This is a genomic window from Methylobacterium terrae, assembly GCF_003173755.1.
Taxonomy (GTDB): domain Bacteria; phylum Pseudomonadota; class Alphaproteobacteria; order Rhizobiales; family Beijerinckiaceae; genus Methylobacterium; species Methylobacterium terrae.
In genome coordinates this window covers 2,982,572-3,008,345 of sequence record NZ_CP029553.1, presented here as the reverse complement: position 1 = coordinate 3,008,345, position 25,774 = coordinate 2,982,572, and the positions used below count along the sequence as shown (strand labels likewise).

Annotated in this window: 27 protein-coding genes; 14 read left to right on the top strand and 13 right to left on the bottom strand. The window is 73.2% G+C overall.

Annotated elements, in window-relative coordinates; all coding sequences use genetic code 11:
• Nucleotides 1–95: 95 nt before the first annotated feature.
• The 5 genes from DK419_RS13885 to DK419_RS13865 form a co-directional block, all read right to left on the bottom strand.
• Nucleotides 96–881: a transporter substrate-binding domain-containing protein gene (locus tag DK419_RS13885; RefSeq protein WP_245442956.1), complete on the bottom strand. Its 786-nt coding sequence runs from the start codon at nt 879–881 to the stop codon at nt 96–98.
• Between the two features lie 118 nt (nt 882–999).
• Nucleotides 1,000–2,253, bottom strand: coding sequence for a molybdopterin molybdotransferase MoeA (locus DK419_RS13880; RefSeq protein ID WP_109959597.1), 1,254 nt, complete (start codon nt 2,251–2,253; stop codon nt 1,000–1,002).
• A complete protein-coding gene (mobB, locus tag DK419_RS13875) occupies nt 2,237–2,785 on the bottom strand; it encodes a molybdopterin-guanine dinucleotide biosynthesis protein B (protein WP_109962300.1) in 549 nt (182 codons plus the stop codon). The genes DK419_RS13880 and mobB overlap by 17 nt, the downstream gene beginning before the upstream one ends.
• Entirely contained in the window at nt 2,785–4,761 is a 1,977-nt protein-coding gene (locus DK419_RS13870) for a molybdopterin biosynthesis protein (protein ID WP_245442955.1), read from the bottom strand. Before DK419_RS13870 ends, mobB begins: the two co-directional genes overlap by 1 nt.
• Nucleotides 4,758–5,852, bottom strand: coding sequence for a molybdopterin-binding protein (locus DK419_RS13865; RefSeq protein WP_109959596.1), 1,095 nt, complete (start codon nt 5,850–5,852; stop codon nt 4,758–4,760). Before DK419_RS13865 ends, DK419_RS13870 begins: the two co-directional genes overlap by 4 nt.
• Before the next feature lie 257 nt (nt 5,853–6,109).
• On the opposite strand from DK419_RS13865, the gene DK419_RS13860 reads away from it, so the two are divergent.
• Nucleotides 6,110–6,577, top strand: coding sequence for a hypothetical protein (locus DK419_RS13860; RefSeq protein ID WP_245442954.1), 468 nt, complete (start codon nt 6,110–6,112; stop codon nt 6,575–6,577).
• 19 nt (nt 6,578–6,596) lie between these two features.
• Here DK419_RS13860 and DK419_RS13855 read toward each other — a convergent pair whose 3' ends face one another.
• Both DK419_RS13855 and DK419_RS13850 read right to left on the bottom strand, forming a co-directional pair.
• A complete protein-coding gene (locus tag DK419_RS13855; RefSeq protein WP_245442953.1) occupies nt 6,597–6,884 on the bottom strand; it encodes a hypothetical protein in 288 nt (95 codons plus the stop codon).
• A 7-nt stretch (nt 6,885–6,891) separates the two neighbouring features.
• The gene (locus tag DK419_RS13850; RefSeq protein ID WP_109959595.1) at nt 6,892–8,133 is read right to left on the bottom strand and encodes a GTP-binding protein; all 1,242 of its coding nucleotides are present in this window, start codon (nt 8,131–8,133) and stop codon (nt 6,892–6,894) included.
• A 134-nt stretch (nt 8,134–8,267) separates the two neighbouring features.
• On the opposite strand from DK419_RS13850, the gene DK419_RS13845 reads away from it, so the two are divergent.
• The gene (locus DK419_RS13845; RefSeq protein WP_109959594.1) at nt 8,268–9,542 is read left to right on the top strand and encodes a c-type cytochrome; all 1,275 of its coding nucleotides are present in this window, start codon (nt 8,268–8,270) and stop codon (nt 9,540–9,542) included.
• 30 nt (nt 9,543–9,572) lie between these two features.
• Here the strand turns inward: DK419_RS13845 and DK419_RS13840 are convergent, their stop codons facing one another.
• The 3 genes from DK419_RS13840 to DK419_RS13830 are packed head-to-tail and all read right to left on the bottom strand — an operon-like array spanning nt 9,573 to nt 12,829.
• Nucleotides 9,573–10,037, bottom strand: a complete 465-nt coding sequence (locus tag DK419_RS13840; protein WP_109959593.1) for a hypothetical protein — start codon at nt 10,035–10,037, stop codon at nt 9,573–9,575.
• On the bottom strand, nt 10,034–10,837 hold the full coding sequence (locus tag DK419_RS13835) for a hypothetical protein (RefSeq protein WP_162561227.1): 804 nt from the start codon (nt 10,835–10,837) through the stop codon (nt 10,034–10,036). The genes DK419_RS13840 and DK419_RS13835 overlap by 4 nt, the downstream gene beginning before the upstream one ends.
• A gap of 12 nt (nt 10,838–10,849) precedes the next feature.
• Nucleotides 10,850–12,829: a 4Fe-4S binding protein gene (locus DK419_RS13830; RefSeq protein WP_109962296.1), complete on the bottom strand. Its 1,980-nt coding sequence runs from the start codon at nt 12,827–12,829 to the stop codon at nt 10,850–10,852.
• Nucleotides 12,830–13,009: 180 nt separating this feature from the next.
• On the opposite strand from DK419_RS13830, the gene DK419_RS13825 reads away from it, so the two are divergent.
• From DK419_RS13825 to DK419_RS13770, 12 genes are all read left to right on the top strand, one after another.
• Nucleotides 13,010–13,714 (top strand): biotin/lipoate--protein ligase family protein, encoded by a 705-nt coding sequence (locus DK419_RS13825; RefSeq protein WP_245442952.1) that lies wholly within the window; start codon nt 13,010–13,012, stop codon nt 13,712–13,714.
• Nucleotides 13,711–14,271 (top strand): DUF6505 family protein, encoded by a 561-nt coding sequence (locus tag DK419_RS13820; RefSeq protein WP_109959590.1) that lies wholly within the window; start codon nt 13,711–13,713, stop codon nt 14,269–14,271. The genes DK419_RS13825 and DK419_RS13820 overlap by 4 nt, the downstream gene beginning before the upstream one ends.
• Before the next feature lie 9 nt (nt 14,272–14,280).
• Nucleotides 14,281–15,288 carry a DUF6352 family protein gene (locus DK419_RS13815; protein ID WP_109959589.1) on the top strand — a complete coding sequence of 336 codons (1,008 nt, stop codon included), beginning with the start codon at nt 14,281–14,283 and terminating at the stop codon, nt 15,286–15,288.
• Entirely contained in the window at nt 15,288–15,797 is a 510-nt protein-coding gene (locus tag DK419_RS13810; RefSeq protein WP_109959588.1) for a DUF3305 domain-containing protein, read from the top strand. Before DK419_RS13815 ends, DK419_RS13810 begins: the two co-directional genes overlap by 1 nt.
• Nucleotides 15,794–16,630, top strand: a complete 837-nt coding sequence (locus DK419_RS29475; protein WP_109959587.1) for a DUF3306 domain-containing protein — start codon at nt 15,794–15,796, stop codon at nt 16,628–16,630. Before DK419_RS13810 ends, DK419_RS29475 begins: the two co-directional genes overlap by 4 nt.
• 88 nt (nt 16,631–16,718) lie before the next feature.
• On the top strand, nt 16,719–17,357 hold the full coding sequence (locus DK419_RS13800) for a TorD/DmsD family molecular chaperone (protein WP_425352653.1): 639 nt from the start codon (nt 16,719–16,721) through the stop codon (nt 17,355–17,357).
• A gap of 37 nt (nt 17,358–17,394) precedes the next feature.
• The gene (locus DK419_RS13795) at nt 17,395–17,634 is read left to right on the top strand and encodes a formate dehydrogenase (protein WP_109959586.1); all 240 of its coding nucleotides are present in this window, start codon (nt 17,395–17,397) and stop codon (nt 17,632–17,634) included.
• Nucleotides 17,635–17,642: 8 nt separating this feature from the next.
• A complete protein-coding gene (locus DK419_RS13790; protein WP_109959585.1) occupies nt 17,643–20,585 on the top strand; it encodes a formate dehydrogenase subunit alpha in 2,943 nt (980 codons plus the stop codon).
• Nucleotides 20,586–20,598: 13 nt separating this feature from the next.
• Nucleotides 20,599–21,195: a formate dehydrogenase FDH3 subunit beta gene (fdh3B, locus tag DK419_RS13785; RefSeq protein WP_048442646.1), complete on the top strand. Its 597-nt coding sequence runs from the start codon at nt 20,599–20,601 to the stop codon at nt 21,193–21,195.
• Between the two features lie 10 nt (nt 21,196–21,205).
• Nucleotides 21,206–22,204, top strand: coding sequence for a formate dehydrogenase subunit gamma (locus DK419_RS13780; RefSeq protein WP_109959584.1), 999 nt, complete (start codon nt 21,206–21,208; stop codon nt 22,202–22,204).
• 17 nt (nt 22,205–22,221) lie between these two features.
• The gene (locus DK419_RS13775) at nt 22,222–22,434 is read left to right on the top strand and encodes a hypothetical protein (RefSeq protein ID WP_109959583.1); all 213 of its coding nucleotides are present in this window, start codon (nt 22,222–22,224) and stop codon (nt 22,432–22,434) included.
• Nucleotides 22,431–22,946, top strand: coding sequence for a hypothetical protein (locus DK419_RS13770; protein ID WP_245442951.1), 516 nt, complete (start codon nt 22,431–22,433; stop codon nt 22,944–22,946). Before DK419_RS13775 ends, DK419_RS13770 begins: the two co-directional genes overlap by 4 nt.
• A 248-nt stretch (nt 22,947–23,194) precedes the next feature.
• Here DK419_RS13770 and DK419_RS13765 read toward each other — a convergent pair whose 3' ends face one another.
• From DK419_RS13765 to DK419_RS13755, 3 genes are all read right to left on the bottom strand, one after another.
• Nucleotides 23,195–24,277 (bottom strand): catalase family protein, encoded by a 1,083-nt coding sequence (locus DK419_RS13765; RefSeq protein ID WP_109959581.1) that lies wholly within the window; start codon nt 24,275–24,277, stop codon nt 23,195–23,197.
• 93 nt (nt 24,278–24,370) lie between these two features.
• The gene (locus DK419_RS13760; RefSeq protein ID WP_109959580.1) at nt 24,371–24,985 is read right to left on the bottom strand and encodes an alpha/beta hydrolase; all 615 of its coding nucleotides are present in this window, start codon (nt 24,983–24,985) and stop codon (nt 24,371–24,373) included.
• Nucleotides 24,986–25,003: 18 nt separating this feature from the next.
• Nucleotides 25,004–25,768: an HpcH/HpaI aldolase family protein gene (locus DK419_RS13755; RefSeq protein WP_109959579.1), complete on the bottom strand. Its 765-nt coding sequence runs from the start codon at nt 25,766–25,768 to the stop codon at nt 25,004–25,006.
• Nucleotides 25,769–25,774: the final 6 nt, after the last annotated feature.

The following is a 25,774-nucleotide window of genomic DNA, read 5'->3' as shown; positions in this document are numbered from 1 at the left end:
TCCGGGTCGAACCGCAACCAGATCCGGTGCGGCGAGACCGACGCAGGACACGGGGAGGCCCGAACTCGAGACCGGCTCCGCCCTCCCCGCTGCGGTCACTTCATGTTGGCGTCGAAGACCCGATCGAACTCGCCCGACGCCTTCGCCAGGTGCAGCCACTGATCCACGTAAGCCTTGAACACCGCGTCCCCGCGCGGCAGCAGGAAGCCCATCTCGCCGTATTGCAGGGGCTTGTCGGGGTTCACCGCGCAGAGGCCCGGATGCAGCTTCTCCTGGAGCTTCACCTCGACCGACTCGGCGACCATCACGTCGGCGCGGTTCTCCGCGATCTCCTGCCAGATGATGCGGTTGTCCGGGAAGAGCTGGATCTGCGCCTTGCCGAGGTTGGCGCGGGCGAAGCGCTCGTTGGTGCCGCCGGGATTGACGACGACGCGGGTCGCCGGCTGGTTGATCGCCTCCGTCGTCTGGTACTTCGCGACGTCGCCGCAGCGGACGATCGGCGCCTTGCCGTTCACGAGGTACATCTCGCTGAAGAAGGCCTCGCGCTGCCGCGGCAGCGTGACCGAGATGCCGCTCATCGCGATGTCGCACTTCGCCTTGAAGTCGGCGAGCAGGTTCGACCACTTGGTCTGGATGAAGACCGCCTCGGCATCGAGCGACTTGGCGAGCGAGCGGCCGAGATCGATGTCGATGCCGACGAAGTCGTTGGCGCCGTCGGGGCGGTACGAGAACGGGCGGTAGTCGCCGGTGGTGCAGATGGTCAGGGTCTTGCGCGCGATGACCTGGTCGAGGCGCGAGGGCTCGTCGGCCGCAACGACTTGCGTCGCCGTGACGAGAGCCACCATCGCACCGGTCACCAGCCGGTACGTCAACGAACCCACACCCATAAACCTGACTCCGCGTCCTACGCGTCTTCGACGCCGGAAGCGTAAGGATACGGAGCGGGGTCGTCCAGGACATCGTGCCATGGATCCGAAACGATCCGCGGGTCCTTTCGGCTCACCACAGCAGCGGGTGCCGGAACACCTCGATCCACTCCCCCTCCTCCACCGCGGTCATCGCCTCCGGCAGCTCGGCGAGCCCGTCGCTGCCGGTGAGGGACGAGAGCACGCCGGCGCCGTCGCGGGGGAACTTCACCGCCTCCACCGCCCCGTCGGCGCCCCGCCGCAGCGAGACGCGGACGTATTCGCGCCGCCCGGCCTTCTTTCGGTAGCGGAAGGCGGCGCGGGCGGGCTGGCTCGGGGCTGCGTCGGGCACCGCGCCGCCGAGGCGGGCCAGCAGCGGGCGCACCACGAACAGCAGCGTGACGTAGACCGCGACCGGGTTCCCCGGCAGGCCCACGAAGGCGGTGTCGCCGATGAGCCCCATCGCCACCGGGCGGCCCGGCTTGATCGCGAGGCGCCAGAACACCAGCCGCCCCGCCGCCTCCACCGCCGCCTTGACGTGGTCCTCCTCCCCGGTCGAGACGCCGCCCGAGGTGACGATCAGGTCGTGGCCGGCGGCGGCCGCCCGCAGCCGCTCCGGCAGGCCGGCGGGGTCGTCGCGCAGGATCCCGAGGTCGCTCACCTCGGCGCCGAGGCGGCGCAGCAGCGCGACGAGGAGCACCCGGTTCGAATCGTGGATCGCGCCCGGCCGCAAGGGGGCGCCCGGCTCGGCCAGCTCGTCGCCGGTCGAGAACACCGCGACCCGCAGGCGGCGGCGCACGGCGAGGCTCGCATGGCCGGTCGCGGCGGCGAGCGCGAGGTCGGGCGGGGTCAGCCGGCGGCCGGCCGGGATCACGACGCTGCTGCGGCGGACGTCCTCCCCGGCGAGCCGCCGGTTGGCGCCGCGCTTCAGGCCCGCGGGCAGTGCCACGGCGTCGCCCTCGCGCCGCACGTCCTCCTGCATGAACACCGTATCGGCGCCTTCCGGCATGGCTGCGCCGGTGAAGATCCGCATCGCGACGCCGGCGGAGATCGCGCCCTCCGGCGCGGCGCCGGCGGCCAGGCGCCCGCGCACGGGAAGCAGGGTCTCCGCGCCGGGCGCGAGGTCGGCGAAGCGCACCGCGTAGCCGTCGACGGCGGAATTGTCGAAGGGCGGCAGATCGAGGCCCGCCGTCACGGCCGCGGCGGCGATGCGCCCGTCGGCCTCCGCCAGGGGCACGGTCTCGATCCCGGCCAGCACCGGCAGCCGCGCGCCGATCAGGGCGGCCGCGTCCTCGACCGAGAGCAACGGACCGCCGAAGGCGAAGCAGTCGTCAGTCAGCTGCGCCATGAAATTGCACCTTCCGGGATTCCAGCCTCTCCAGCACGGCCGCCAGGGGCTCCGACCGCGCCAGCACGATATCGGCGACCGCCTCGAGCGCGTCGAGGGGCACCACCGGCCGGCCGGCCTCCGGAAAGGGATGGTCGCTCGCCACCGCGACGATGCGGGGATCGTCCGGGTGGAGGGCCGGGCGGCCATTGGCGTGGCGGTAGACCTCGAGCTTCGGATGCGCCTCGCGCTTGAAGCCCTCGATCACCGCGAGGTCGCACGGCCCGAGCCGGCGCAGCAGGTCGGGCAGGCGCGCCTCCTCCTCGACCTCGCGGATCTGGACGGTCCGCCGGCTCGACGAGACGATCACCTCGCAAGCGCCGGCCTCGCGGTGGCGAAACGAATCCTTGCCGGGCTGGTCGACGTCGAAGGCGTGGTGGGCGTGCTTGAGCGTCGCGACCCGCAGGTCCCGGGCGCGCAAGACCGGAATCAGCCGGACGAGGAGCGTCGTCTTGCCGGCGCCCGACCAGCCGGCGAGCCCGATGACCCGCATCACTTAGCCCCCGCCCGGGTGAAGCCGAGGCCGGCGAGGTCGGCACCGAGCGCCGGATCGTCCAGGAGGGCGAGGTACGCGGCGAGCGCCGGCTCGTCGCGGCGGCTCTCCCGGTAGGCGAAGTCGTAGTGTTCCTCGGTCAGCGGCAGGAAGCCGAGGCCGTAGGCCTCAGCCACCGTTCGAATCGCCACGCCCCAGTCGGCGCGCCCCTGCGCCACCGCCGCCGCGACCGCGTTGTGCGAGCGCGGCTGGTTCCAGTAGCCCGCGGGCCGGGCACCGTTCAGGAGGCTCTCGACGAGCGCCCTCGTGCCGGCGCCGGTGTTGCGGTTGACCATCACGGCCGCGTCGTCGGCAAGGAGGCCGGACACCGCGCCCTCGGCGGAGGCTCCCTCGAAGCGGGGGTCGCCCGGGCGGAAGACCACGCCCTGCAGCCGGCGCCAGCCCGGGGCGAGCGCGAGGCCCGCGGTGAGGTAGGGGGCGTTGTAGATCCCGGTCTCGGGATCGAGGAGATGCATGGCGGCGAGGTCGCACTCGCCCCGGCGCAAGGAGGCCAGCCCGCCGGCCGAGCCGACCCAGAGGGTACGGGCCGAGACGCCGCGGCCGGCGAGGTGGCCGACCAGCCGGTCGAGGCCGAGGCAGTGGCTGCCGACGATCATCAGGTCCGGCGGCCGCGCCGCCCGGCCGATGCGGGACACCCGCACGGTCTCGCCGGCCTCGATCCCGCCTTGCGTCGCCGGCACCGCGAAGAACCCGTCGGCCTGCGAGAATGCCGTGACGGCGCCCGAGCCCTTGGCGAGCGGGAGCGCCACCAACCCGTCGATCCCCCGGGCGAGCGCCGCCATCACGTACTCGGTACGGCCGAGCTCGGAGGGCAGGCGCTGCGGCAGCCGCGCCTCCACGCTCTCCTCCTCCCGGGGGCTCAAGCCGGCGAGCGCCCGGATCAGCGGCACCACGAATTCGTGGAAGGTGAACATCGCCGAGGTCGGGAAGCCCGGCAGCACCACCACCGGCACGTCGCCGGCCCGCGCCAGGCAGAGCGGCTTGCCGGGCTTCAAGGCCACGCCGTGGACCAGGATGCCGGGTTCGCCGAGGCGCGACAGGATGCGGTGCGAGACGTCGCCCGCCCCCTTCGAGGTGCCGCCCGACAGGACCACGAGGTCGGATGCGGCGAGGGCGGAGGCGAGCGCGGCTTCCAGCGCCGCCTCGTCGTCCGGCACGATGCCGCCCGGCACCGCGACGCCGCCGTTCTCGGCCACGCTCGCCGCCACGATGGCGCCGTTCGAATCGTAGAGCCGGCCCGGGCCGAGGGGCGTGCCCGGCGCCACCAGCTCGTCGCCGGTCGACAGCACCGCGACGCGGGGGCGGCGCACCACCGGAACCTCGGCGAGGCCGCAGGCCGCCAGGATGCCGATCTCGCGGGCGGTGACGAGGGTGGAGCGGCGCAGAACCGTCTCGCCCCGCGCCATGTCGGCGCCGGCATAGCCGACGAACCGGCCCGGCCCGGCGGGCTGGCTCAGGGCGATCGCCGGTTCCGGCCCGTCCTCGAACTCCGTCGCCTCGACCATCACCACCGCGTCGGCGCCGCGGGGCAGCACGCCGCCGGTGGCGATCGGGGTGGCGGTGCCGGGGCGGACGTCGAGCGAGGGAGCGACGCCGCAGGCCAGGATCTCGCGGTTGAGGACGAGGCGGCGCGGGTCCGCCTCGCTCGCCCCCTCGGTGTCGGGGCTCCTCACCGCGAAGCCGTCGACGAGGGCGCGGTCGAAGGGCGGCACGTCGATCGGCGAGGCGATGTCGGCGGCCAGCACCCGGCCGAGCGCCTCGGCGAGGGGCACGGTCTCGGGCGGCAGGGCGGCGTGCGGCACGGCCTCGCGCCAGCGCGCCATCGCCTCGTCCCGGCTCACCACCGCCAGGAACTGCTCCTGGCGCGCGGCCGCGGCGAGGCGGGTGAGGAAGGCGTCGGCGGAGGGAGCGGTCACAGGAAAATCACCTCGACGGAAGTGCCGGCGGGATAACCCTCGAGGGCCGGCGGCACCAGCAGGGCGGCCTCGGCCCCGGCCAGACGGTGGAGCGGGATCTCGGACCCGCCGATCGGTTCGGCCCCCGCTGCCCGTCGGCGCAGGAACACCGCCTCGGTGAGGCCGATCGTGGAGGTGACCTTGCGGGTGAGCGGCAGGGTCTGGGGAATGTCCGGCGCGGCGCCGGCGAGCGCCGCCAGGAGCGGCCGGCCGAGGGCGAGCCAGGCGGCGAGCGCCGCGTCCGGCCGGCCCGGCAGCAGCAGCACCGGGCGCCCGGCCGCCTCGCCGAAGCCGGCGCTCTCGCCGGGCCGCAGGGCGATGCCGTGGGCGTGAAGCCGCCCGGCCTGCGCCACCGCCGCCGCGCTCGCGTCGCGCCGCCCGGGCCCGGTGCCGCCGATCACCACCACGGCGTCGGCCCCCGGCGCGGCGAGGGCCTCGGCGAGGGCATCCCGCTCCGCCGGGCGCGGCGCCGCCTCGGCCGTGCCGCCGCTCCCGGCGATCCAGGCGCCGAGGAGCGGCGACAGGGCGTCGGGCTCGGCGGCGAGGAGACGCAGGCGCGGCCGGCGCACCGACAGCCGCGCGATCCCGGCGGCGGTCAGGGCGAGGGCGTGGAGCGGGTTCACCCGCTCGCCCCGCCCGACGAGGCGGGTGCCCGGCGGCAGCTCGGCGCCCGCCGCGCGGGTGCCCTCCCCCGGCGCGGCCTCGGCCTCGATCTCGCGCGGGTCGGCCCCGATCGCCTCGGGCGCCAGCAGCGCGTCGGTGCCGGGGGGCAATCCCTCGCCGGCCTCGACCCAGACGGGCGCGCGGGCGGCCCGCACCGGCGCGTAGGGCGAGGCCCCGGCGATCTCCGCCGCGCGCACCGCCCAGCCGTCGCGCAGCGCAGTGCGCTCCGCCGGCAGGCCGGCCGCGACGGCGACGTCCCGGGCCGCCACCGCGCCCAACGCCTCGGCCGGGCGCATCTCCGCGGCCGCGACCGGGCGCGCCAGGGCGGCGAGCGCCGTCGCCGCCTCGGCGACCGGCATCAGCGCGGAGGTGGAGGCCCGCGGCGTCACCGGCGGCGCTCCGGGGATGGTGGCGAAGCCATGCGGCCTTCCCGTTCCTGAGGAGGTGAGCCGATGCGGCAAGCGCCGGCCGGGATCAAGGGGGCGCCGCCGGACAGAGAATATGTCGCGGCGGTCGCGAGCGCACGGATCCCCGGTGCATCGGCGCCACGGATCGGGTGCGGGCGCACGGGGCGCCGAGCGCGATCGACCCGGCGCCCCGCCGCCGCTACGCTCGAACGACCGCGGGGCGACGATGGAGATCGGGAATGCCGGCGACGCCCCTCACCTCCGCCGCGCTCGACCCCGGTCCGACCGGGCAGGCCGTCGCGCGCGTCGCCCGCCAGCTGCGGCGCCTGGAGGCGCTCGCCGCCCGGCACCGGTTTCGCCGGCGGGTCGTCCGTTTGGTCCGGGGCGGCGCGGGCGGCGGCGCCGCGTTCCTGGTGCTGGTGAAGGCCAAGATCGTCGGCTCGCTGGCGGGCAAGCTCGCGCTCGCCGCGCTGATCGGGCTCGGCTTCGCCTGGCCCCTCGCCGCCCTCGGCGCGGTCGCCGTCGTGGCGGCCCTGGCGGCGCTCCTCGAGTGCGAACCGTTCGGCCTCGACGGCTGCGACTGCTTCAACCCCAACGCCCGCCGCGCGCGGCTGCGGGCGCTGATCGCGGAGCGGCGGGCCTGGCTCGCGAACCCGACCGGCCCGGTGCCCCGTATCCGGAGCGCCCGCGGGCCGGCGCGAGGGTGACGAGGACGCCGGCACGGCCTCACGGGCCTTCGGCCGGTCCCTCCCGCTCCGCCGCGGCGATGTCGGCGTCGGTCACCGCGGCGATCGGCTTGGCGATCCGGAGCGCCCGGGTCGGCCGCCCGGCCGGCATCAGGAGGATCACCGTCCCGGCATCCGGGCAGCCCGGATCGGCGCAGGCGATCTCGTTGACCGACAGGACGTCCGCCTCGCCGAGCGCCAGGACCCGGCGGGCCCGGGCCGCGAGGGCCCGGCGCGCCGATGCCTGCTGCGGGACCCGGGCGCGCAGGGTCGCAAGGCTCCGGAACACCGCCGGTTCAAGCCGCGCCAGGAGGCGCCCCCCAGGCGGGGAACGGGTCGGGCCGCGCCCGGTTCGCCGCCGCCGGGCCGTCCTCGCCGCCGACGAGGCAGGCATCGAGGGCGCGCCGGATCGCCGCCTCGTCGAGCCCGGCACCGATGAAGACCAGTTCCTGGCGCCGGTCGCCCCACGCGTCGCTCCAGTGCCGCTCGAGCACGGCGCGCCATTCGGGGTGATCGGGCCAGCGCGTCCGCGGCACCGCGGCCCACCAGCGGCCGAGCGGCGTGACCCGCGCGGTCGCGCCGGCGAGCGAGAACTCGCCGACCCAGTCCGGCCGGGTCGCGAGCCAGAAATGGCCCTTGGCCCGGATCAGCCCCGGCCAGGTCGCCTTGGTGAAGGCATCGAAGCGCATCGGGTCGAACGGGCGCCGGGCGCGGTAGACGAAGGAGCCGATGCCGTATTCCTCGGTCTCCGGCACGTGCTCGGCGGCGCCGTAGAGTTCCCGGTACCAGAGCGGGTGGGCCTGCGCCCGCTCCTCGCTGAACAAGCCGGTCTCCAGCACATGGTCGAGGGCCACCTGCCCGAACGCGGCCTCGACGATCCGGGCGTCGCCGTTGAGGCCGCGCACCACCTGGCGCACGAGGCCGCGCTGTTCAGGCGTCACGTCGCCGGCCTTGTTGATCACCACGACGTCGGCGAACTCGATCTGCTCGACCAGGAGATCGACCAGGGTGCGGGCATCCTCCTCCCCCGCCGTCTCGCCGCGGTCGCGCAGGAAGTCGTGCGAGCCGTAGTCGCGCAGGAGGTTCACGGCATCGACCACCGTCACCATCGTGTCGAGGCGGGCGATGTCGGACAGCGAGCGGCCGTCCTCGTCGCGGAACGAGAAGGTGGAGGCGACGGGCAGCGGCTCGGCGATGCCGGTGCCCTCGATCAGGAGCGCGTCGAACCGCCCCTCCTCGGCGAGGCGCCGCACCTCCTGCATCAGGTCGTCGCGCAGGGTGCAGCAGATGCAGCCGTTGGTCAGCTCGATCAGGCGCTCGTCGGTCCGCGACAGGTCGGCGCTGCCGGCCCGCACGAGGTCGGCGTCGATGTTCACCTCGCTCATGTCGTTGACGATGACGGCGACCCGCCGGCGATCGCGGTTGGCGAGGACGTGGTTGAGCAGGGTCGTCTTGCCGGCGCCGAGGAAGCCGGAGAGGACCGTGACGGGCAGGCGGTGATCGTGAGCGCGGGGATCGTGCGGGCGAGCGTCGGGCATGGGCACCTCCACGCTTGTAACAATATAACATTGCTTACACTGTCAAGGCGCCCGGCCCCGTGTCACCGCTTCACCTTCCCGTCCGCCGCCGCGCGGCGGTACAGGCGGGAGCCACGTCCGGGACCCCGCGCGCCATGCGTTCTCGCCTCCGCTCCGTCCTCCTCGTCCTCGCCGCCGTGCTTTCCCCGACCGCCCGCGCCGAGGTGCCGATGCGCGGCCATGGCGGGCCGGTGCGGGCGCTCGCGGTGACGCCGGACGGGAGCCAGGCGCTCTCGGGCAGTTTCGACGCCTCGGCGATCCTGTGGTCGGTCGAGGACGGGACGGCGCTCCGGATCCTGCGCTTCCACGATGGCGCGGTGAACGCGGTGGCGCTGCTGCCCGATGGCGGGCTCCTCACCGGGGCCGAGGACGGGCGCGTCGCCCTCTGGCGCGAGGGCCCCGAGCCGGAGCGGATCCTGACGCGCCATGCCGGCCCGGTCTCCGGCCTCGCGGTGGCGCCGGACGGGGCCTCCGTCGCCTCGTCGTCCTGGGACGGCACCGCCCGGATCACGCCGCTCGACGGGGCGCCGGCCCTCGTCCGGGAGGGCCATCGCGGCCCGGTCAACGCCGTCGCCTTCCTGCCCGACGGGCGCCTCGTCACCGCGGGCTACGACGCGACGGTCCGGATCTGGCCCGAGGCGGGATCCCCGCTGAGCGTGCCGCTCGAGGCGCCGGTCAGCGCCGTGGCGGCCGCGCCCGACGGCGAGATCGCGGCCGCCGGGGCCGACGGAGCGTTGCGCCTGCTGCGGCCGGACGGGACCGTCCGGGCGAGCCTGGAGATCGGCCCGCGGCCCGTGGTGGCGCTGGCGCTCTCCCCCGACGGGCGCCGGATCGCGACCGCGACGGTCGGCGGCGCGGTCGCGATCGTCGACCGGGCCGAGGCGCGGGTGCGGCTCACCCTGGTCGGGCCGGGCCTGCCGGTCTGGTCGCTGGCCTTCCGCGGGTCGGGCGAGCTCGTCACCGGCGGCGGCGACCGGCTGCTGCGGCGCTGGGACCTCGCCACCGGCGAGCCGATCGGCCCGCTCGCCATGGCCCGCCCGGCGGATGCGCTCGCTGCCTTTGCGGGCGACCGCGGGGCGGAGGTGTTCCGCGCCTGCGAGGCCTGCCACACCCTGACGCCCGACGGCGGCAACCGGGCCGGGCCGACCCTCCACGGCGTGTTCGGCCGCCGCATCGCGACGGTGCCGGGCTACCCATACTCCCCGGCCTTCCGGCAGCTCGACATCACGTGGACCGCCGACACGATCGCCCGGCTGTTCGAGATCGGCCCCGCCCGCTTCACCCCCGGCACCAAGATGCCCGAGCAGACGATTTCCGCGTCGGAGGACCGGGCGGCGCTGGTGCGGTTCCTGGAGAAGGCGACGCGGTGAGGCGCGCGCCGGCCCGCGCGAGCGCGCGTCCTACGTGACGTGGACGGTGCCGGCGATCGTCTCAAGGCGGGCCGCGACATCCGCGACGTCGTAGGGCCGGGTCCAATCTCCACCATGCCCGATGCCGTTGCGGCTCTCATAGAGGCGACGGATGTACGCGTAGTCCACCTGCGATTTGTCGAGCAGGAGTTGAACGCGGATCAGGAACGCGACGTCCGCGAGCTTGCTTCGTCGCAGCGTCTCCCAGACGCGACGCTCCGGCCAAGGTGTGACCGTTGCACAGCGGATGGACAGAAGCCGCTCCACCGCCTCGTTCACGGTGGTCTCGAACCGTGTGAAGACGTAGAGGAAGTAGGAGCGGTCGTTATGCTCGCGCTGCCGTACGGCGACGTCGTAGGCACCGTCGTCGTCCCGCGCGAAGGCCCGGCTCTCCAGAGCGGCGAAAGCACCGTCGGCGATCGCGTACTGATCCGCCAACTCGCGGAAGATGCTCACGCGAGATCGCCCGTGGCGACCACGTGGCGCAAGACCCGCCCGTCGAGGGGAGTGCCCCGCGCCCTGTCCCGGGGCCTGTAGACCATCCATCGGGACGGATGGCTCAAGGGCTCCGATCGATCGACGAGGATGAGCGCGGAAGCCGGCGTGACGAGATCGACCCGGCCGTTGCCGCCGAGGGTCCACAGGCCCTTGGGCTGAAACCGGACGGCGCGCCGCTCGCCCACGATCACGTCGAAGGACGGCATGGCGCGCGCATCGACGCCGTACTCGCGCATGAGATCTTCGTTCATGGTGACCGACGGACGATCGACGATCTCGGCTGGCGGAGCCTCGGCGACCCATCGGCCCACCTGCGCCTTGAGGTCGTTCAGGCGCTGGAGCCAATCCGCCACGCGTCGCTCGACCCGGTCCCGCTCCGACCGGCGCCGGAGCGTCGTCCAGGCCGCCTCGGCCGACCGCTCGCTCCGGTAGCGGTCCGCGTCGTAGGCGATCGTGGTGACGTCGGTTTCCGTCTCGATCGTGTGGCCGTGGAGGTCTGCCCCGCGATACCCGCGATGGCGCAAGGCCGCCGAGAGAGCGGGCATCGAGAGTCCGGTGCCTTCATTCCTCGCGACGAGATCCGCGCACGCGACGATGCCGTCCTGGTTGAGATCCGATGCCATGGCATCGAGGATGTCGTCGGTCAGTCGATCCATGACGGCGGAGCCCGTTATGACCGCGGGTCGGTGATGGACCCACGGCGAGCCGAGTTTAGCGGTATTGCCGCCGCGCGTCCACGGAACATGCCCCAAGGGCACCCCGCGCCCGGCTCATGCTTCACGCGCCCGGATGTAGTCCTCCGAGGTCCGCGGCCGGTTGTCCGCCGCGGCGTGCGGGTCGAAGCCCTCGGCGAGGACGTGCGAGACCCGGCAGGTGTCGCACATCATCAGGGCCTTGATCCGCCGCTCGCCCGCCTCGCCGGCGAACATCCAGTGGCGGTCGCGCAGGCGGCCGACGATCCGCTCGATCGTGCTGCGGGTGCCGAAGGGCTTGGCACAGGCGATGCAGTCGAACGGCTCCTCCTCCTTGAGCACCCGGCGCGGCGCGGCCCAGGCGGCGAAGTCGAGCCGGGGCTCGAGCCCGATCACGTCCTCCGGGCAGGTCGCGGCGCATAGGCCGCATTGCACGCAGGCGCTCTCGGCGAAGGTCAGGCGCGGTCGGTCGGGATCGTCGGCGAGCGCTCCCGTCGGGCAGGCGCCGACGCAGGCGTGGCAGAGGGTGCAGGCCTCGGTCTTGAACGCGAGCCCGCCGAAGGGCGCGCCGGCATCGAGCGGCACGCGGTCGACCGGCCGCGGTGCGGCGTGGTGCAACTCCGAGACCGCGAAGCGCAGGACGCCGCGCACGTCGCCGTCCGGCATGAAGCCCGACGGGACCGGGGCCGGCGTGCCGCGGGCTCCCGCGCCGAGGGCCCGGCCGAGCGCGTCAGGGTCGTCGGTCTCGATCAGCGCGACCACGGCTCCGCCCGAGGCCGGCCCGTAGCCGAGGGCCTGCGCCACCCCGTCGAACCGGGCGGCGTTGCGGGCGAGCGGCGCGGCGTCGTGCGTCGGCCGCGCCCGGACGAGGAACCGCATTCCGGCCGCCCCGTAGGCGAAGGCGGCGGCGATGGCCTCGGGGCCGACCTGGGTCACCTCGTTGACGGGGAACGGCAGCACGTCCGCCGGCAGGCCGTCGCCGTAGCGGGCGAGCGCGTCGATCAGGGGCGCGCCGTGCGCCTCGTCGTGGACCAGCAGCACCGGCGCCCGGCCGCCCGCTTTGTGATAGGCGGTGAGCAGGGTGCGCAGGCGGCGCAGCAGCGTGTCGGCCGGCGGCAGGGCGTAGGCCGCAGCACCCGTCGGGCAGACGGAGGCGCAGGAGCCGCAGCCGGCGCAGACATGGGGATCGATCGCGACGTGGTCGCCGGCGGGCGTGATCGCCCCGGTCGGGCAGACCTCGAGGCAGCGGGTGCAGCCGGTGATGCGCGAGCGCGAATGGGCGCAGAGTTCGGCGTGGAAGTCGACGAAGCGGGTCTTGTCGAAGGTACCGACGAGGTGGGACGCCTCGAACAGGACTCGCTCCACCGCCGCCGGGTCGCGGGGATCGGCGCGGAGATAACCGCTGCGCAGCGCGTGGCCCGGAAAGAGCGGCATGCCCCCGGTGAGATCGACGACGATGTCGCAGGTCGAGGTCGCCCCGTCCCGGGACGGCCCGAATTCCAGGATCCGGCGCGACGAGGGCAGCGGCAGGGCGGTATCGTCGACCCGCAACGAGAAGGCGCCGAGATGGCCGGTCGCGCTCCGCACGGTGCCCTTCAGCACCGGCACCTCGCCCGAGCGCGGCGGCGCCACCTCGCCGGGGCGGGAGAGCAGCACCGTGACGTCGAGGTGGTCGGACAGGCGACGGCCGGCCTCGATCGCGACCTCGTCGCGGCCGTAGACGAGGGCCACGCCCTGGCTCTCGAAGCTCACGCTCGCCGGGGTCGGCATCGGCTCGGCCGCCGCGGCGAGGAGCGCCGCCATCTTGGGGCCTGCCCCTGCCGCCTGCGTCGACCAGCCGGCGGTCTCGCGGATATTGGCGAAGGCGACGCGCTCCTCGGCGCCGGATTCCTCCGCCACCTCGCGGAACAAGGGCGCCTTCAGGGTGCAGGACACGGTGACCGGGCTCCCTGAGGCCATCGCCGCCCGCACCCGCTCCAGCTCGCGGCCGCAGAGCTGGTCGCCCGTCTCCAGCGTTCCCCCGCAGGCCTTGCCGATCGCCGCCGCGTCGAGGGGCATGCTGCCCTCGCAGGAACAGGCGATCACGATCCGATCCGACACCACGCGCGTCTCCGAGGGCCTCGTGCCCCTTGAGGTCTTGAGCGTCGCTCGCGCGCCCATACCGCCCACTGGGGCGTCATGCCCCTTGTTCACCACTCCAGCGCTATATACGAGCCGTTAAAAAGAACGACCCGACACGTGCGCGCAGGCACCCCCGACATCGCCCCCGACATGGCCATGACTCCCGCCGACCGACAGAGCCTGATGCTGCCCCCGGCCTTCCGGCCGCTGCGCCTCTCCGCCTCGGCCGGGACGGCGCATGACCGGGCCTGCGCGCTCGCTCGCGCCGAGGCCGAGGCCGCCGGAACCCTGGTGGTCGGCGCGCGCCCGGGGGTGGTCGACGTCGCGGTGGTGCTGGCGCCCGAGGAGCCGCTGGCGGTCGCCCGCCGGGTCGGGATCGTCGGCCTCACGGCGCTCGCCGAGGCGGTCGGCAGCCATGGCCCTCCCGACAAGCCGGTGACCCTCGACGCTGGCGGCACGCTGGTCTTCGACCGCGCCCGCCTCGGCGGCGGACGCCTGGCCTGGCCCGGGCCTTGCGCCGAGGACGCGGTGCCGGACTGGCTCGTCTTCTCCGCGATGCTGATCGCCTCGAAGCGCGAGGCCGGCGATCCCGGCCACACCCCCGGCTCGACCTCGCTCGAGGAGGAGGGCTTCGAGGCCGGCGCCGATGCGCTGATCGAGAGCTTCGCCCGTCACCTCCTGCGCGGCCTGTCGCTCTGGGCCGAGGACGGGCCGGCGGCCGCCATCGCCCGGGCGCGGGGCTACCTCGACGCCGATCCCGACGCCTTGCGCCTCGACGGGACCGGCTGGTTCGACCCCGCCCGGGGAGGGCCGCGCCTGTGAGCCTCAAGCTCCCCCGCACCCTGCGGCTCGACCCCTCCGACACCCTGGTCTTTCCCCGTGCCGCGCCGCCCGGCGAATGGGCGGTGACCGGCAGCTTCCTGTTCCTCGACGCGGATCCGGCCAGCCTCGCGGGCAAGGAGCGGGCGGCGTTCCGGGCCGGCTTCGTCGGCATCGAGTCCTTCGGCTTCTCGACCCTGGTGGTGGTGAGCGAGGCGAGCGAGCCCGAGCGCGAGGCCGCGATCGAGAGGCTGGCCGCGCAGGTCCGGGCCCGCCTCGGCGCGCCGGACCGCGACAGCGCGCTCGCCGCCGCCCGCGAGGAGATCGCGGTGGCCGAATCGCTGTGCGGCCCGCCGGTCGGCACCGTGCTGGCCCTGCACCGGACGGTCGAGGACGGCGAGATCCGCGAGCGCTTCCGGGCTTTGCGCCCGCGGGAGGGCGCCGTGCCCGGTACCGACCGGCGCCACGCCTATGCCCGCGCCTTCGACTTCTACGAGACCGACGAGGAGCCCGAGGAGCGGGTCGACCTCGCCGGCCTGCTCAACCGGAACCCGTCCTGAGAGCCCACCATGCCTGAATTCTGGGTCTCGAGCGGCCACCACCTCACCCGGCGCGACGCGGGCGGCGGGCTCGTCGTCACCGACGAGTTGCTGCTGGCCTATCTCGCCCGCCCCGAGCTGCTGCCGCCGGACGAGGCCTGCGACGCCGAGCGGGGCTTGCACGCCGCGCTCCTCGCCGATCCCCGCCGCCCGGTGACGCCGGCGGAGATCGCGGCCCTGGCCGACGCGGATGCCCGCGAGAACTGGGAGATGATCCTCGCCTTCCGCGACCGGCTGCTCGCCGCGCGCTCCGTCGAGGCGGCCTATCTCGACCTCGTCCGCCGGGGGGCGTCGGGGACGCCGCCGCTCTTCCTCAACCAGCTCGTCCACCTGATCCTGCGCAACGCGCTCGACGGTTGCGACGATCCCTACACCTTGCGCGCCGCCGAGCTGTTCTTCCGCCCGCAGCGCGCCTCGCTCGGCGACGGGACGCTGCTCCTGGCGGATGCCGAGCTGATCGACGAGGCGGAGGGCGCCGGGCGGCCATCGCCCCTCGTCGCGATGCTCGGGCGCGAGCCGGTCTCCGAGCTCGACGTGCTGACGGCCGACAATGCCTGGACCTACTGGAGCCGGTCGGACGCCTTCAGCATGGCGCTCAACCTCGGCTCGGACCCGAAATCCCGCGAGGGGCTGGCCCGGGCGATCGAGGCGTTCGTCCGTCACCTGCTGGCGGTCGAGGCGAGCGTCGCGCCGATTCCCGCGATCGAGGACGAGGATTGGCGCTGGTTCGTCGGGCTCGACGCCGAGGGAACGCGGATCGGCAACGCCCTGTGGCGCGGCGAGGCGGTGGACGCGGCCACCCGCGAGCGGGTCCTGGCCCTTTTCCGCCTCACGATCGCGGATGCGTCACGGGCCGATCCGCGCCTCGGCGGCAAGCCGGTCTACCTGCTGCTCGCCATGAATCCGGACCGGCTCGTGACGATGAAGCCGCAGAACCTGATCGCGGGCCTGCCGGTTGTCGTCACGGGAGAGGCCTGATGAGCACGCAGCTGATCTCCGTCGGCGTCGTAGTCGCCAAGCGCCGCTTGAAGGGCCCGTGGGCGAGCCACGCCTGGCTTCCCGTCGCGGTGCTGCCGGGCCTTCCCGGAACCGCGCCCTGGACCCGCCTCTCGGCCACGGAGGACGAGGAGACCTTCTATGCCGGCGCCTACGAGGTCGAGCTTCACCCGGCCGAGACGGCCCATTACGGCGACAACCTCGCGGCGGCCCGGCCCTCGCTCTGGGTGGCGCTCCGCGAGACCGGCCCGGACACCTACGCGGTCGCCACCGTGACGGCGGATCCCTACGAGGGCGAATCGCTCGCCGAGGGCATCGGCGAGATCGTCGAGGCGGTGCCGATGCCGCCGGAGATCCAGGCCGAGGTCGGGGCGTTCTACCGGGCGTTCCACGTCGAGCGGGTCTTCCACAAGCGCAAGCGCGACCGGGCCGACCCGGAGGCTCTCGCACGCCAGGGAGCCGGCGCGCGGCGTCGGCCGGAGGAGCCGTGAGCGACGGCTTCCTCGCCCGCTGGTCGCGGCGCAAGCGCGACGAGGCGCGCCGGCCCCCGGAATCGGCGCCGGAGGCCGCGGCACCGATCGTGCCCGGGACGGCGCCTGCGGAAGACGAACTCTCCCTGGGTCCCGAGGAGCTGGCGCAGCTCCCCTCCCTCGACGCTCTGACCGCCGCGACCGACCTGACCCCGTTCCTGCGAGTCGGCGTGCCGCGGGCCCTGCGCAACGCCGCCTTGCGCCGGATGTGGTCGATCGACCCGGCGATCCGCGACTTCGTCAGCGAGGCGCGCGAATACGCCTACGACTGGAACACGCCCGGCGGCGTGCCCGGCACCGGCGGCGCGATCTCCGCCGAGGACGTGCGGGCGATGGTCGAGAAGGTGTTCGGGGGCGGGGAGGAGAACCCGGCCGCCGTCTCCGACGGGAGCGACGAGGCCGGAGATGGCGCGCGTCCCCCCTCTCCCCGCGGGCGGGAAGAGGGCCGCGTCCCTCACGTCGGGGGCGCGGCGAGCCCGCAGGGCGAGGGTGAGGCGGTATCTCCGGATGAGGCTCCTCCGGCGGAACCCCCTCGCCCTCGCCCTCGCTCCGGCTCCGCCCGCGCGCCTGTCGCCCCCGACGAGGGGGGCGAAAGCCTCTCCCCGCCCGCCGGGAGAGGAGGGATCCCGCACCCTTCCGTCTCGCCGAACAGTCCTCCGCTCGCGGAAGTCGGTGGGGCAGACCAGGCCCCGGGATTCTCCGCGGCAGAGGCGACGCCCCGCCTCGCATCGGATCGCCCCTCATCCCCGGCCCCTCCCCGCCTGCAACGCCATGGCGGGGCGCTACCGATTTGAAGCGTTAGAAAGTAGAATTGTGCGCCACGGATTCCCCGCTATGGTGCCGCCAACGGGGCGCCTCCTCCAAATGAAGGAGGGCGCGTGAGTGCCGGCAGGCCCCGACGGCGGAAGCGCGCAGCGCGAGGTGACGGTGAACCAGGGGCCCGGTCCGGTCGACGAGATCGACGCTCTGCGCGCGCAGGAATACGACCTCCTGGCGGCCGTGCTCGGCCGCGCCCCGGCGCCGGACCTGCTGGCCGTCCTGCAGGGGCTCGACGGTGACGGCTCCCCGCTCGGGCAGGCCCACGCCGCCCTCGGGCGGGCCGCCCGCGAGGCCGACCCGCGCGCGGTCGGGCGCGACTACTTCGCCCTGTTCGTCGGCGTCGGGCGCGGGCTGATCATGCCCTACGCCTCGTACTACCTCACCGGCTTCCTCAACGAGCGTCCGCTGGCACGGGTCCGCCAGGACTTCGCCGAGCTCGGGCTCGAGCGCGATCCGTCGTCGAGCGAGCCGGAGGACCATGCCGCCACCCTGCTCGAGGTCATGGCGAACTTGTCCTCGGGCCGCCTGCCGGCCGAGCCGGGAAGCGACCATCGCTTCTTCGAGCGGCACCTGAAGCCGTGGGTCGGGCGTTTCTTCACCGACGTTGCGGCGCAAGCGGGGACGCCGTTCTACCGTGCGGTCGGCGAGCTCGGCGAGGTGTTCACGACGATCGAGGCCGAAGCCTTTGCCATGGATGCATGAGTTGAACCGGGACGCGGACACGAAGAGGAGAGCCGCCATGCGGCAAGACGACGATACCCGGAAGGACGACGACACCGGGCTCGGACGGCGGCAGTTCTTTCGCGCGCTGGGCGGCGGCACCGCCGCGGCGGCGGCCGCGGTCGCCTCCGTGCCGCTCGGCACCACCGAGGCGAAGGCCTACGACCCCGGCAACGCCGAGACCCGGTCGCGCTACCGCGAGACCGACCACGTCAAGGCCTTCTACCGCACCAACGGCTACGAGACGCTGAAGAAGTGAGACCGGCGATGCTGACCAAGCGCAGGAGCGGCGTTGCGGGCCGCGGCAGCCACCAGGCCCTCGCCGCGGGCCTGACCGCCCACACCCTCGACCGCCGCGGCTTCCTGCGGAAATCGGGGCTCGCCGCCGGCGGCCTCGCGGCCCTCGGCACGGTGCGGCTCGGCGCGGTGCGGCAGGCCCAGGCCGCCGGCTCCTCGGCCGATCCGGCAAAGGCCGTGATCGCTAAGAACATCTGCACCCACTGCTCGGTCGGCTGCACCGTCACGGCCGAGGTCGTGAACGGCGTCTGGGTCGGCCAGGAGCCGTCCTGGGCGAGCCCGATCAACCGCGGGGCGCATTGCGCCAAGGGCGCGGCGATCCGCGAGCTCGTCCACAGCGACCGCCGCCTGCGCTACCCGATGAAGATCGTCAACGGCGAGTGGCAGCGGGTCTCCTGGGACCAGGCGATCACCGAGATCACCGACAAGCTCCAGGCGATCCGCAACAAGAACGGCGCGGACTCGGTCTACTGGCTCGGCTCGGCCAAGTTCACCAACGAGGCCTCGTACCTGTTCCGCAAGCTCGGGGCGTTCTGGGGCACCAACAACGTCGACCACCAGGCCCGCATCTGCCACTCGACCACGGTGGCGGGCGTCGCCAACACCTGGGGCTACGGCGCCCAGACCAATTCCTACAACGACATCCGCAACGCCAAGACGATGATCATCCTCGGCGGCAACCCCGCCGAGGCGCACCCGATCTCCATGCAGCACGTGCTGTCGGGCAAGGAGATCAACCGCGCCAACATGATCGTCATCGATCCGCGCTTCACCCGGACGGCCGCGCACGCGACGGAGTACGTCCGGATCCGCTCGGGCACCGACATCCCGGTGATCTGGGGCATCCTCTGGCACATCTTCCAGAACGGCTGGGAGGATCGTGCCTTCATCGAGCAACGCGTCTACGCGATGGACGACGTCCGCAAGGAAGTCGCCAAGTGGACGCCCGACGAGGTCGAGCGGGTCTCGGGCGTGCCGGGCGAGCAGCTGAAGCGCGTCGCCGAGCTCTTCGCCAAGGAGAAGCCCGCGACCCTGATCTGGTGCATGGGCGCGACCCAGCACACCGTCGGCACCGCCAACGTGCGGGCGCTCTGCATCCTGTGCCTCGCCACCGGCAACGTCGGCAAGCCGGGCACCGGCGCCAACATCTTCCGCGGTCACACCAACGTCCAGGGCGCCACCGATCTCGGCCTCGATGTCACGACGCTGCCGCTCTATTACGGCCTCGTCGAGGGCGGCTGGAAGCACTGGGCCCGGGTCTGGGAGGTCGAGTACGACTGGCTGCAGTCGCGCTTCGACGAGGTCCCCGCCAGCGCCGGCCGCAAGGCCCGCTCGCGCAAGGAGAACATGGAGACCCCCGGTCTCACCTCGACCCGGTGGTTCGACGCGGTGAGCCTGCCGGCCGACCAGGTCGACCAGCGCACGCCGCTCAAGGCCATGATGGTGTTCGGCCACGGCGGCAACACCGTGACCCGGATGCCCGAGGCGGTGAAGGGCATGGCGGAGCTGGAACTGCTCGTCGTCGCCGACCCGCACCCGACCACCTTCGCGGCGATGGACGCGCGCCGGGACAACACCTACCTCCTGCCGATCTGCACGTCCCTCGAGATGGACGGGTCGCGCACCGCCTCGAACCGCTCGATCCAGTGGGGCGAGCAGATCGTGAAGCCGGCCTTCGAGTCGAAGAACGACTACGAGGTCATCTACCGGATGGCCGAGAGGCTCGGTTTCGCCGACGCGCTGTTCAAGAACATCAAGGTCGTCGACGGCATCCCGGATGCCGAGGACCTGCTGCGGGAGATCAACCGCGGCGGCTGGTCGACCGGCTATTGCGGCCAGAGCCCCGAGCGCCTGAAGGCGCACATGAAGAACCAGCACAAGTTCGATCTCGTCACCTTGCGGGCGCCGAAGGACGACCCGGAAGTCGGCGGCGACTATTACGGCCTGCCGTGGCCGTGCTGGGGCAAGCCCGAGATTCGTCACCCGGGCACGCACATCCTGTACAACACCGCGCTCCACGTGAAGGAGGGCGGCGGCACCTTCCGGGCCCGGTTCGGCACCGAGCGCAACGGGCAGACGCTGCTCGCCGAGGATTCCTTCTCGCAGGGCTCCGACCTCACCGACGGCTACCCGGAATTCACCTACGGGGTGTTCCGCAAGCTCGGCTGGGACAAGGACCTGACGGCGGACGAACTGGCGACGATCCAGCGGATCGGCGGCAACAACCCGGACGCGGTCAGCTGGGCCACCGACCTGTCGGGCGGCATCCAGCGGGTCTGCCTCGATCACGGCGTGATCCCGTTCGGCAACGGCAAGGCCCGGGCCAATGCCTGGAACCTGCCCGACCCGGTGCCGGTCCACCGCGAGCCGGTCTACTCGCCGCGCCCCGACCTCGTCGCCAAGTACCCGACCCGGCCCGACGAGCGGCAGTTCCGGATGCCCAACGTCGGCTTCTCGGTGCAGAAGGCGGCGGTCGATCGCGGGATCGCCAAGCAGTTCCCGATCATCCTCTCGTCCGGCCGCCTCGTCGAGTACGAGGGCGGCGGCGAGGAGACCCGCTCGAACCCGTGGCTCGCCGAGTTGCAGCAGGACATGTTCGTCGAGGTGAACACCCAGGATGCCGCCGAGCGCGGCATCAAGGACGGGCAGTTCGTCTGGGTCTACGGGCCGGAGAATTCGTCGAAGGCCAAGGTGAAGGCGCTGGTGACGGATCGCGTCGCCAAGGGCGTGGCCTGGATGCCGTTCCACTTCTCGGGCTGGTACCAGGGCAAGGACATGCGCGACTTCTACCCGAAGGGCGCCGACCCGGTGGTGCTCGGCGAGAGCGTGAACACCGTGACCACCTACGGCTTCGATCCCGTGACGGGCATGCAGGAGACCAAGGTGACCCTCTGTCAGATCAGCGCGGCGTAAGGGAGGGATCCTCATGGCCAGAATGAAGTTCCTCTGCGACGCGGACCGCTGCATCGAGTGCAACGCCTGCGTCACCGCCTGCAAGAACGAGCACGAGGTGCCGTGGGGCATCAACCGTCGCCGGGTCATCACCCTCAACGACGGCAAGCCCGGCGAGCGTTCGGTCTCGATGGCCTGCATGCACTGCACCGACGCTCCCTGCGCGGCGGTGTGCCCGGTGAACTGCTTCTACACCACGGCCGATGCCGTGGTGCTGCATTCCAAGGACCTGTGCATCGGCTGCGGCTATTGCTTCTACGCCTGCCCGTTCGGGGCACCGCAATATCCGCGGGTCGGGAATTTCGGGTCCCGCGGCAAGATGGACAAGTGCACCTACTGCTCGGGCGGCCCCGAGGTCGACCTCTCGGTCGCCGAGTACGAGAAGTACGGCTCGAACCGCCTGGCGGAAGGCAAGCTGCCGCTCTGCGCAGAGATGTGCTCGACGAAGTCGCTGCTCGCCGGCGACGGCGAGATGATCGCCCAGATCTACAAGGAGCGGGTGATCAAGCGCGGCTACGGCTCGGGCGCGTGGGGCTGGAAGACGGCCTACCGCGAGACGATCGCGATCTGAGGGACTTCCGATGCGCAGGCTGACCCCCCTCCTCCTGGCGGCGACCCTGGCGCTGGCGGCGCCCGCCGTCGCGCAGGTGCGCGCGCCCGACGGCGCCCCCAACCCCACCGCCTCCTCGGTCAACGAGGAGATGCTGTTCAAGCAGGACCCGAAGATCCACGGCCGGATCTCGATCCCGAACGCCACCGCCGCCAACCTGATCCAGCCGCAGGGCCGTGAATGGCGCGAGTTCCGCGAATCCTGGCTTCCCTGGATCGGCGGGCTGGTGGTGCTCGGCATGCTGGCCGCGCTCGGCCTGTTCTACTTCACCCGGGGGCGCATCCGCCTCGAGCACAGCGAGGAATCGGGGCGCAAGATCCTGCGCTTCAACGGCTTCGAGCGCTTCTCGCACTGGATGACCGCGACCTGCTTCATCGTGCTGTCGCTGTCGGGCCTGAACTACATCTTCGGCAAGCGCCTGCTGATGCCGCTGATCGGCCCGGAGGCGTTCGCCACGCTGGCCCAGTATGGCAAGTACGCGCATATCTACCTCGCCTGGCCGTTCATGCTCGGCGTGCTGTTCATGCTAGTCCTGTGGATCAAGGACAACATCCCGGGCAGGATCGACTGGATCTGGCTCAAGCAGGGCGGCGGCCTGCTCGGCGACGCGCATCCGAGCGCCGGGCGCTTCAATGCCGGCCAGAAGATGGTGTTCTGGATGGTGGTCGGCTTCGGCCTCGCCATGGGCGCCACCGGCATCATGATGATCTTCCCGTTCGCCGTGACCGACATCAACGGGATGCAGATCATGCAGGTGATCCACTCGCTGATCGGCGTGGTGTTCATCGCCGGCATCCTGGCCCACATCTATATCGGGTCCTTAGGCATGGAGGGCGCCTACGACGCGATGGGCAGCGGCGAGGTGGATCTCGCCTGGGCCAAGGTGCACCACGACCTCTGGGTCAAGGAACAGCAGGCGAAGACCGCGAGCGGGCCGCAGCTCGGCCGCGGCCAAGTCCCGGCGGAATGATTGAGGCGGAGAGAGCGATGAAAGCCTTCCTGGTCGCCGTGGCGGCGGCCCTGGTGCTCGCCGCGGCGGCGAGCTTCCTGCTCGCCGAGAACCAGCGCTTCGCCTACCAGGCCTTCGCCACCTCGGGCGCCCGGGTCTCGGATCCGGGCACCAACCTCGTCGGCCCGCGCTGGACCGGCGACATCAAGGAGCCGGGCAAGGCCGGTCACAAGGCGGAGGCGGGATCGTGAACCGGACCGGCATCGTCACCCTCGCCGCCATCGGCCTCGCCGCTTCCTTGAGCGCAGCGCAGGCCGCCGGCCCGCCGGCGAACCTGTGCCAGGAACTCGTCGCCTTCGTGCACCCGAAGGCGCCGGACACTCCTGCCGCGAGCGCCCCGCAGCCCGCGACCGCCGCCGTGCAGGCGCCCGACCGCGGCGCGTCGCAGCAGCCGAGCAGCGCCGCCGGAGAAGTTCAGCAGAAATCGGGCCTGAGCGGCCCGGTGGCGCAGACCGGCCCCGGTGCCTCCGGGCCGCAGGGGCAGGCGCAGGCCCAATCCCAGGCCGCGCCCGCCCCGGCCGGGGCGCCGGCGCAGAAGAAGCCGAGCCCCGAGCAGGTCGCGCAGGTCGATGCGGCGGCCGCGTCCAACGACGTTCAGGCCTGCCGGGCGGCGGCCCAGTCGATCCGCCGCGCCGGCGTGGTGATGCCGGCGCCGCTGCTCGCGCTCTCGGCGCTCGATCCGAAGTTCTTCGCGGCGCAGTAAAGTTCTGCGAGTCGAGAAGCCTCGTTGTCCGACGAGCCCGTCCGCCCGCAACACCCGACGTTCTCCCGGGGCTCGCCGCAAGCGAGAGCCCGGGATTCATCAGCGCTGACGGCGCAGAATCCGGCGGCACGCGGTCCGCTTCATCCTGAAGCGTCAGCGTTCATCGATCCCGGGTTCCGCAGCGCGGCACCGGGATGACGCGGAGGGTGGCAGGATCGGGGCTCGAGCGAGGATCGACCCCGCCGCCGTCACGCCGGAATCTGCTCCACCCCCGCCGGCTCCTTCTCCGCCACCCCGTTCTCGCGGTGCCGGAACGCGCTGAGCGCCCGGTAGACCTGGAGCCGCGCCCGCATCACCGAGCCGAGCGGGCGGTGAACCGCGAGGCTGTGGGCCGGGCGGAAGGTCATCACCTCGTCGAAGTAGCGCACCCGCTCGGGCGAGTAGGCGTCCTGGCGCGGCAGGCGGATCGTCGCGACCGTGCGGTAGGGGCTGATCGCCACCGGCCAATCGACCGAGGCATCCTCGATCGGCTGCCTCTCGGCATCGGCCCAGAGCTGCGCCTTCAGGGTGAACACCGCCTCGCTCTCGCGGAAATACGCGACCGCGGCGTGCCGGAAGCCGTCCTCGTCCGCGTGCGGGTCGAGGCGCCATTCGGCGAGCGCCCGCTGGCCCGCCGAATCCGGCACCGCGCCGAGCTTCGCCACGTGATCGCCGAAGCGGATCGGCGCCTGGCTGAAGTAGCTGTTGGCGAGGGGATGGCTGAACGGGTGGCCGAAGAAGTCCGCCATCGCGCTCTCGGTGCCGAAGGCGTGCAGCACCTTGTTGAGGGTGCGCGCCGCGGAGGCGACCGCGCTCTTCGCGCCCTCCGGCAGGCCGGCGCTCTTGCCGATGACCGCGCCGTCGCGCAGGAACCCCGCCGCGGTGCCGGACGGGAAGGTGGTGCCGGTGGCCAGGACGAAGTCCTGGGTGTCCGCGGCGTGGCCCGGTAGCTTCTCGCCGGCGACGCCGAACACCTTGATCGCCATGCCGCGATGGGTCGAGACCCGGTCGCCCAGGGTCTCGCCCGGCCCCTGCGCGAAGCGTACCGCCACCGGATAGGTTCCGGCCGCCGCGAACAGTCCCTGCGCGAGCTCCGCCGGCAGCCCCTCGGCGACCGTGAGCTCGCCGACGACGCAGGCCGAAGACTTGGCGTGGCTCGCCCGCACGGCGTGGCGCTCGCGCGTCTCCACGGTCTCGGATTGCTGCGTCATCCCCCGGATGATGCCGTCGATCGTCTCCTGCTCGCCGGGGGCGGGCTTCTCGACGTCGGGAGCGTAGCGCAAGGGGACCATGCCGGTATCCTTCGGTCGAGGGCGTCTCGCGAATGCCCCCAACGTCGGCTGCCGGTGTTTGTTCGAAACGCTCGGTGAACTCTCGGCGACGCCTCAGGGCCTTCCGGTCAGCCACGTCGTCGCCCGCACCAGATCCGCCTGCGACAGGCCGTGGCCGGCGGGCAGGATCTCGTGCGTGACGGCGGCGCCCGCCTCCTTCAGCAGCGCGGCGAGGCGCGCGGCGTTGTCGGCGGGCACGATCGGGTCCATCCGGCCCGACAGGATCAGCACCGGCTCACCCTGAAGCCGCGCCGCCGGCGGGTCCGAGAGCGGCACCATCGCCCGCAGCAGCACGGCGCCGGCGAGCACGCCCGGATGCAGCAGCATCAGGGCGGCGGCGACGTTGGCGCCGTTCGAGAAGCCGACGGCGAGCGGCGCGGCGAGGCCGTACTCCGCCCGCGCCGCGGTCACGAAACCGGCGAGGTCGCCGGCCCGGCGCACCACGTCGGCCTCGTCGAACACGCCCTCGGCGAGGCGGCGGAAGAAGCGCGGCGCACCGCCCTCCAGCACCTGGCCGCGAGGCGAGAGCAGGGCCGCCCCGGGCGACAGGGCCCGGCCGAGGGGCAGGAGGTCGTCCTCGTCGCCCCCGGTGCCGTGCAGGAGCAGGAGCGGCACCGCCTTCGGATCGGCGGCGGGCTCGAAGCGGTGCTGGAACGACAGGGCGGTCATCGAGGATCCTCCGGAGCGTCAGGCGCCGAACAGCTTGGCGACCCGCTGGGTCTCGCGGGCGAGCAGGAAGGCGTCGCCGGCCACCGCCACGAAGCCGAACCCGGCCTCGAAGTCGGCCTTGGCGCCCGCCTCGCTGAAATTGAGCAGGCCCGCCGCCTTGCCGGCCTGCCGGATCCGCGGCAGCGCCGCCGCGATCGCCTCGCGCACCGGGGCGGCACCGGGCTCCCCGAGATGGCCCATGCTGGCGGCCAGATCGTTCGGTCCGATGAAGACGCCGTCGACGCCCTCGACCGCCGCGATCTCGCCGGCCGCCTCCAGCGCCTCCCGGGTCTCGACCTGCACGATCACGCAGACCTCGTCCCCTGAGCGGGCGTGGTAGTCCGGCCGCAGGCCGTAGCCGGTGGCGCGCGACGTGCCGGCGAAGCCCCGGATGCCGTGCGGCGGGTAGCGCGTCGCGGCGACGGCCCGCCGCGCTTCCTCGGCGCTCTGCACGAACGGGAACATCAGCGAGCGGGCGCCCTGGTCGAGCAGGCGCTTGACCATCACCGGCTCGTTCCACGGCACCCGCACCACCGGCTCGGCGGTGCCGCCCTCGGCCGCCCGCAGGTGGTCGACGACCTGGATCAGGTCGTTGGGCGAATGCTCCATGTCGATGAGCATCCAGGCGAAGCCGGCACCGGCGGCGAGCTCGGTGATGCCGGGCGAGCCGGTGGTCATCCACAGGCCGGCCTGCCGCCGGCTCTCGGCGAGCGCGCGCTTGAACGGATTGTCGAACGATCTCATGGCGTT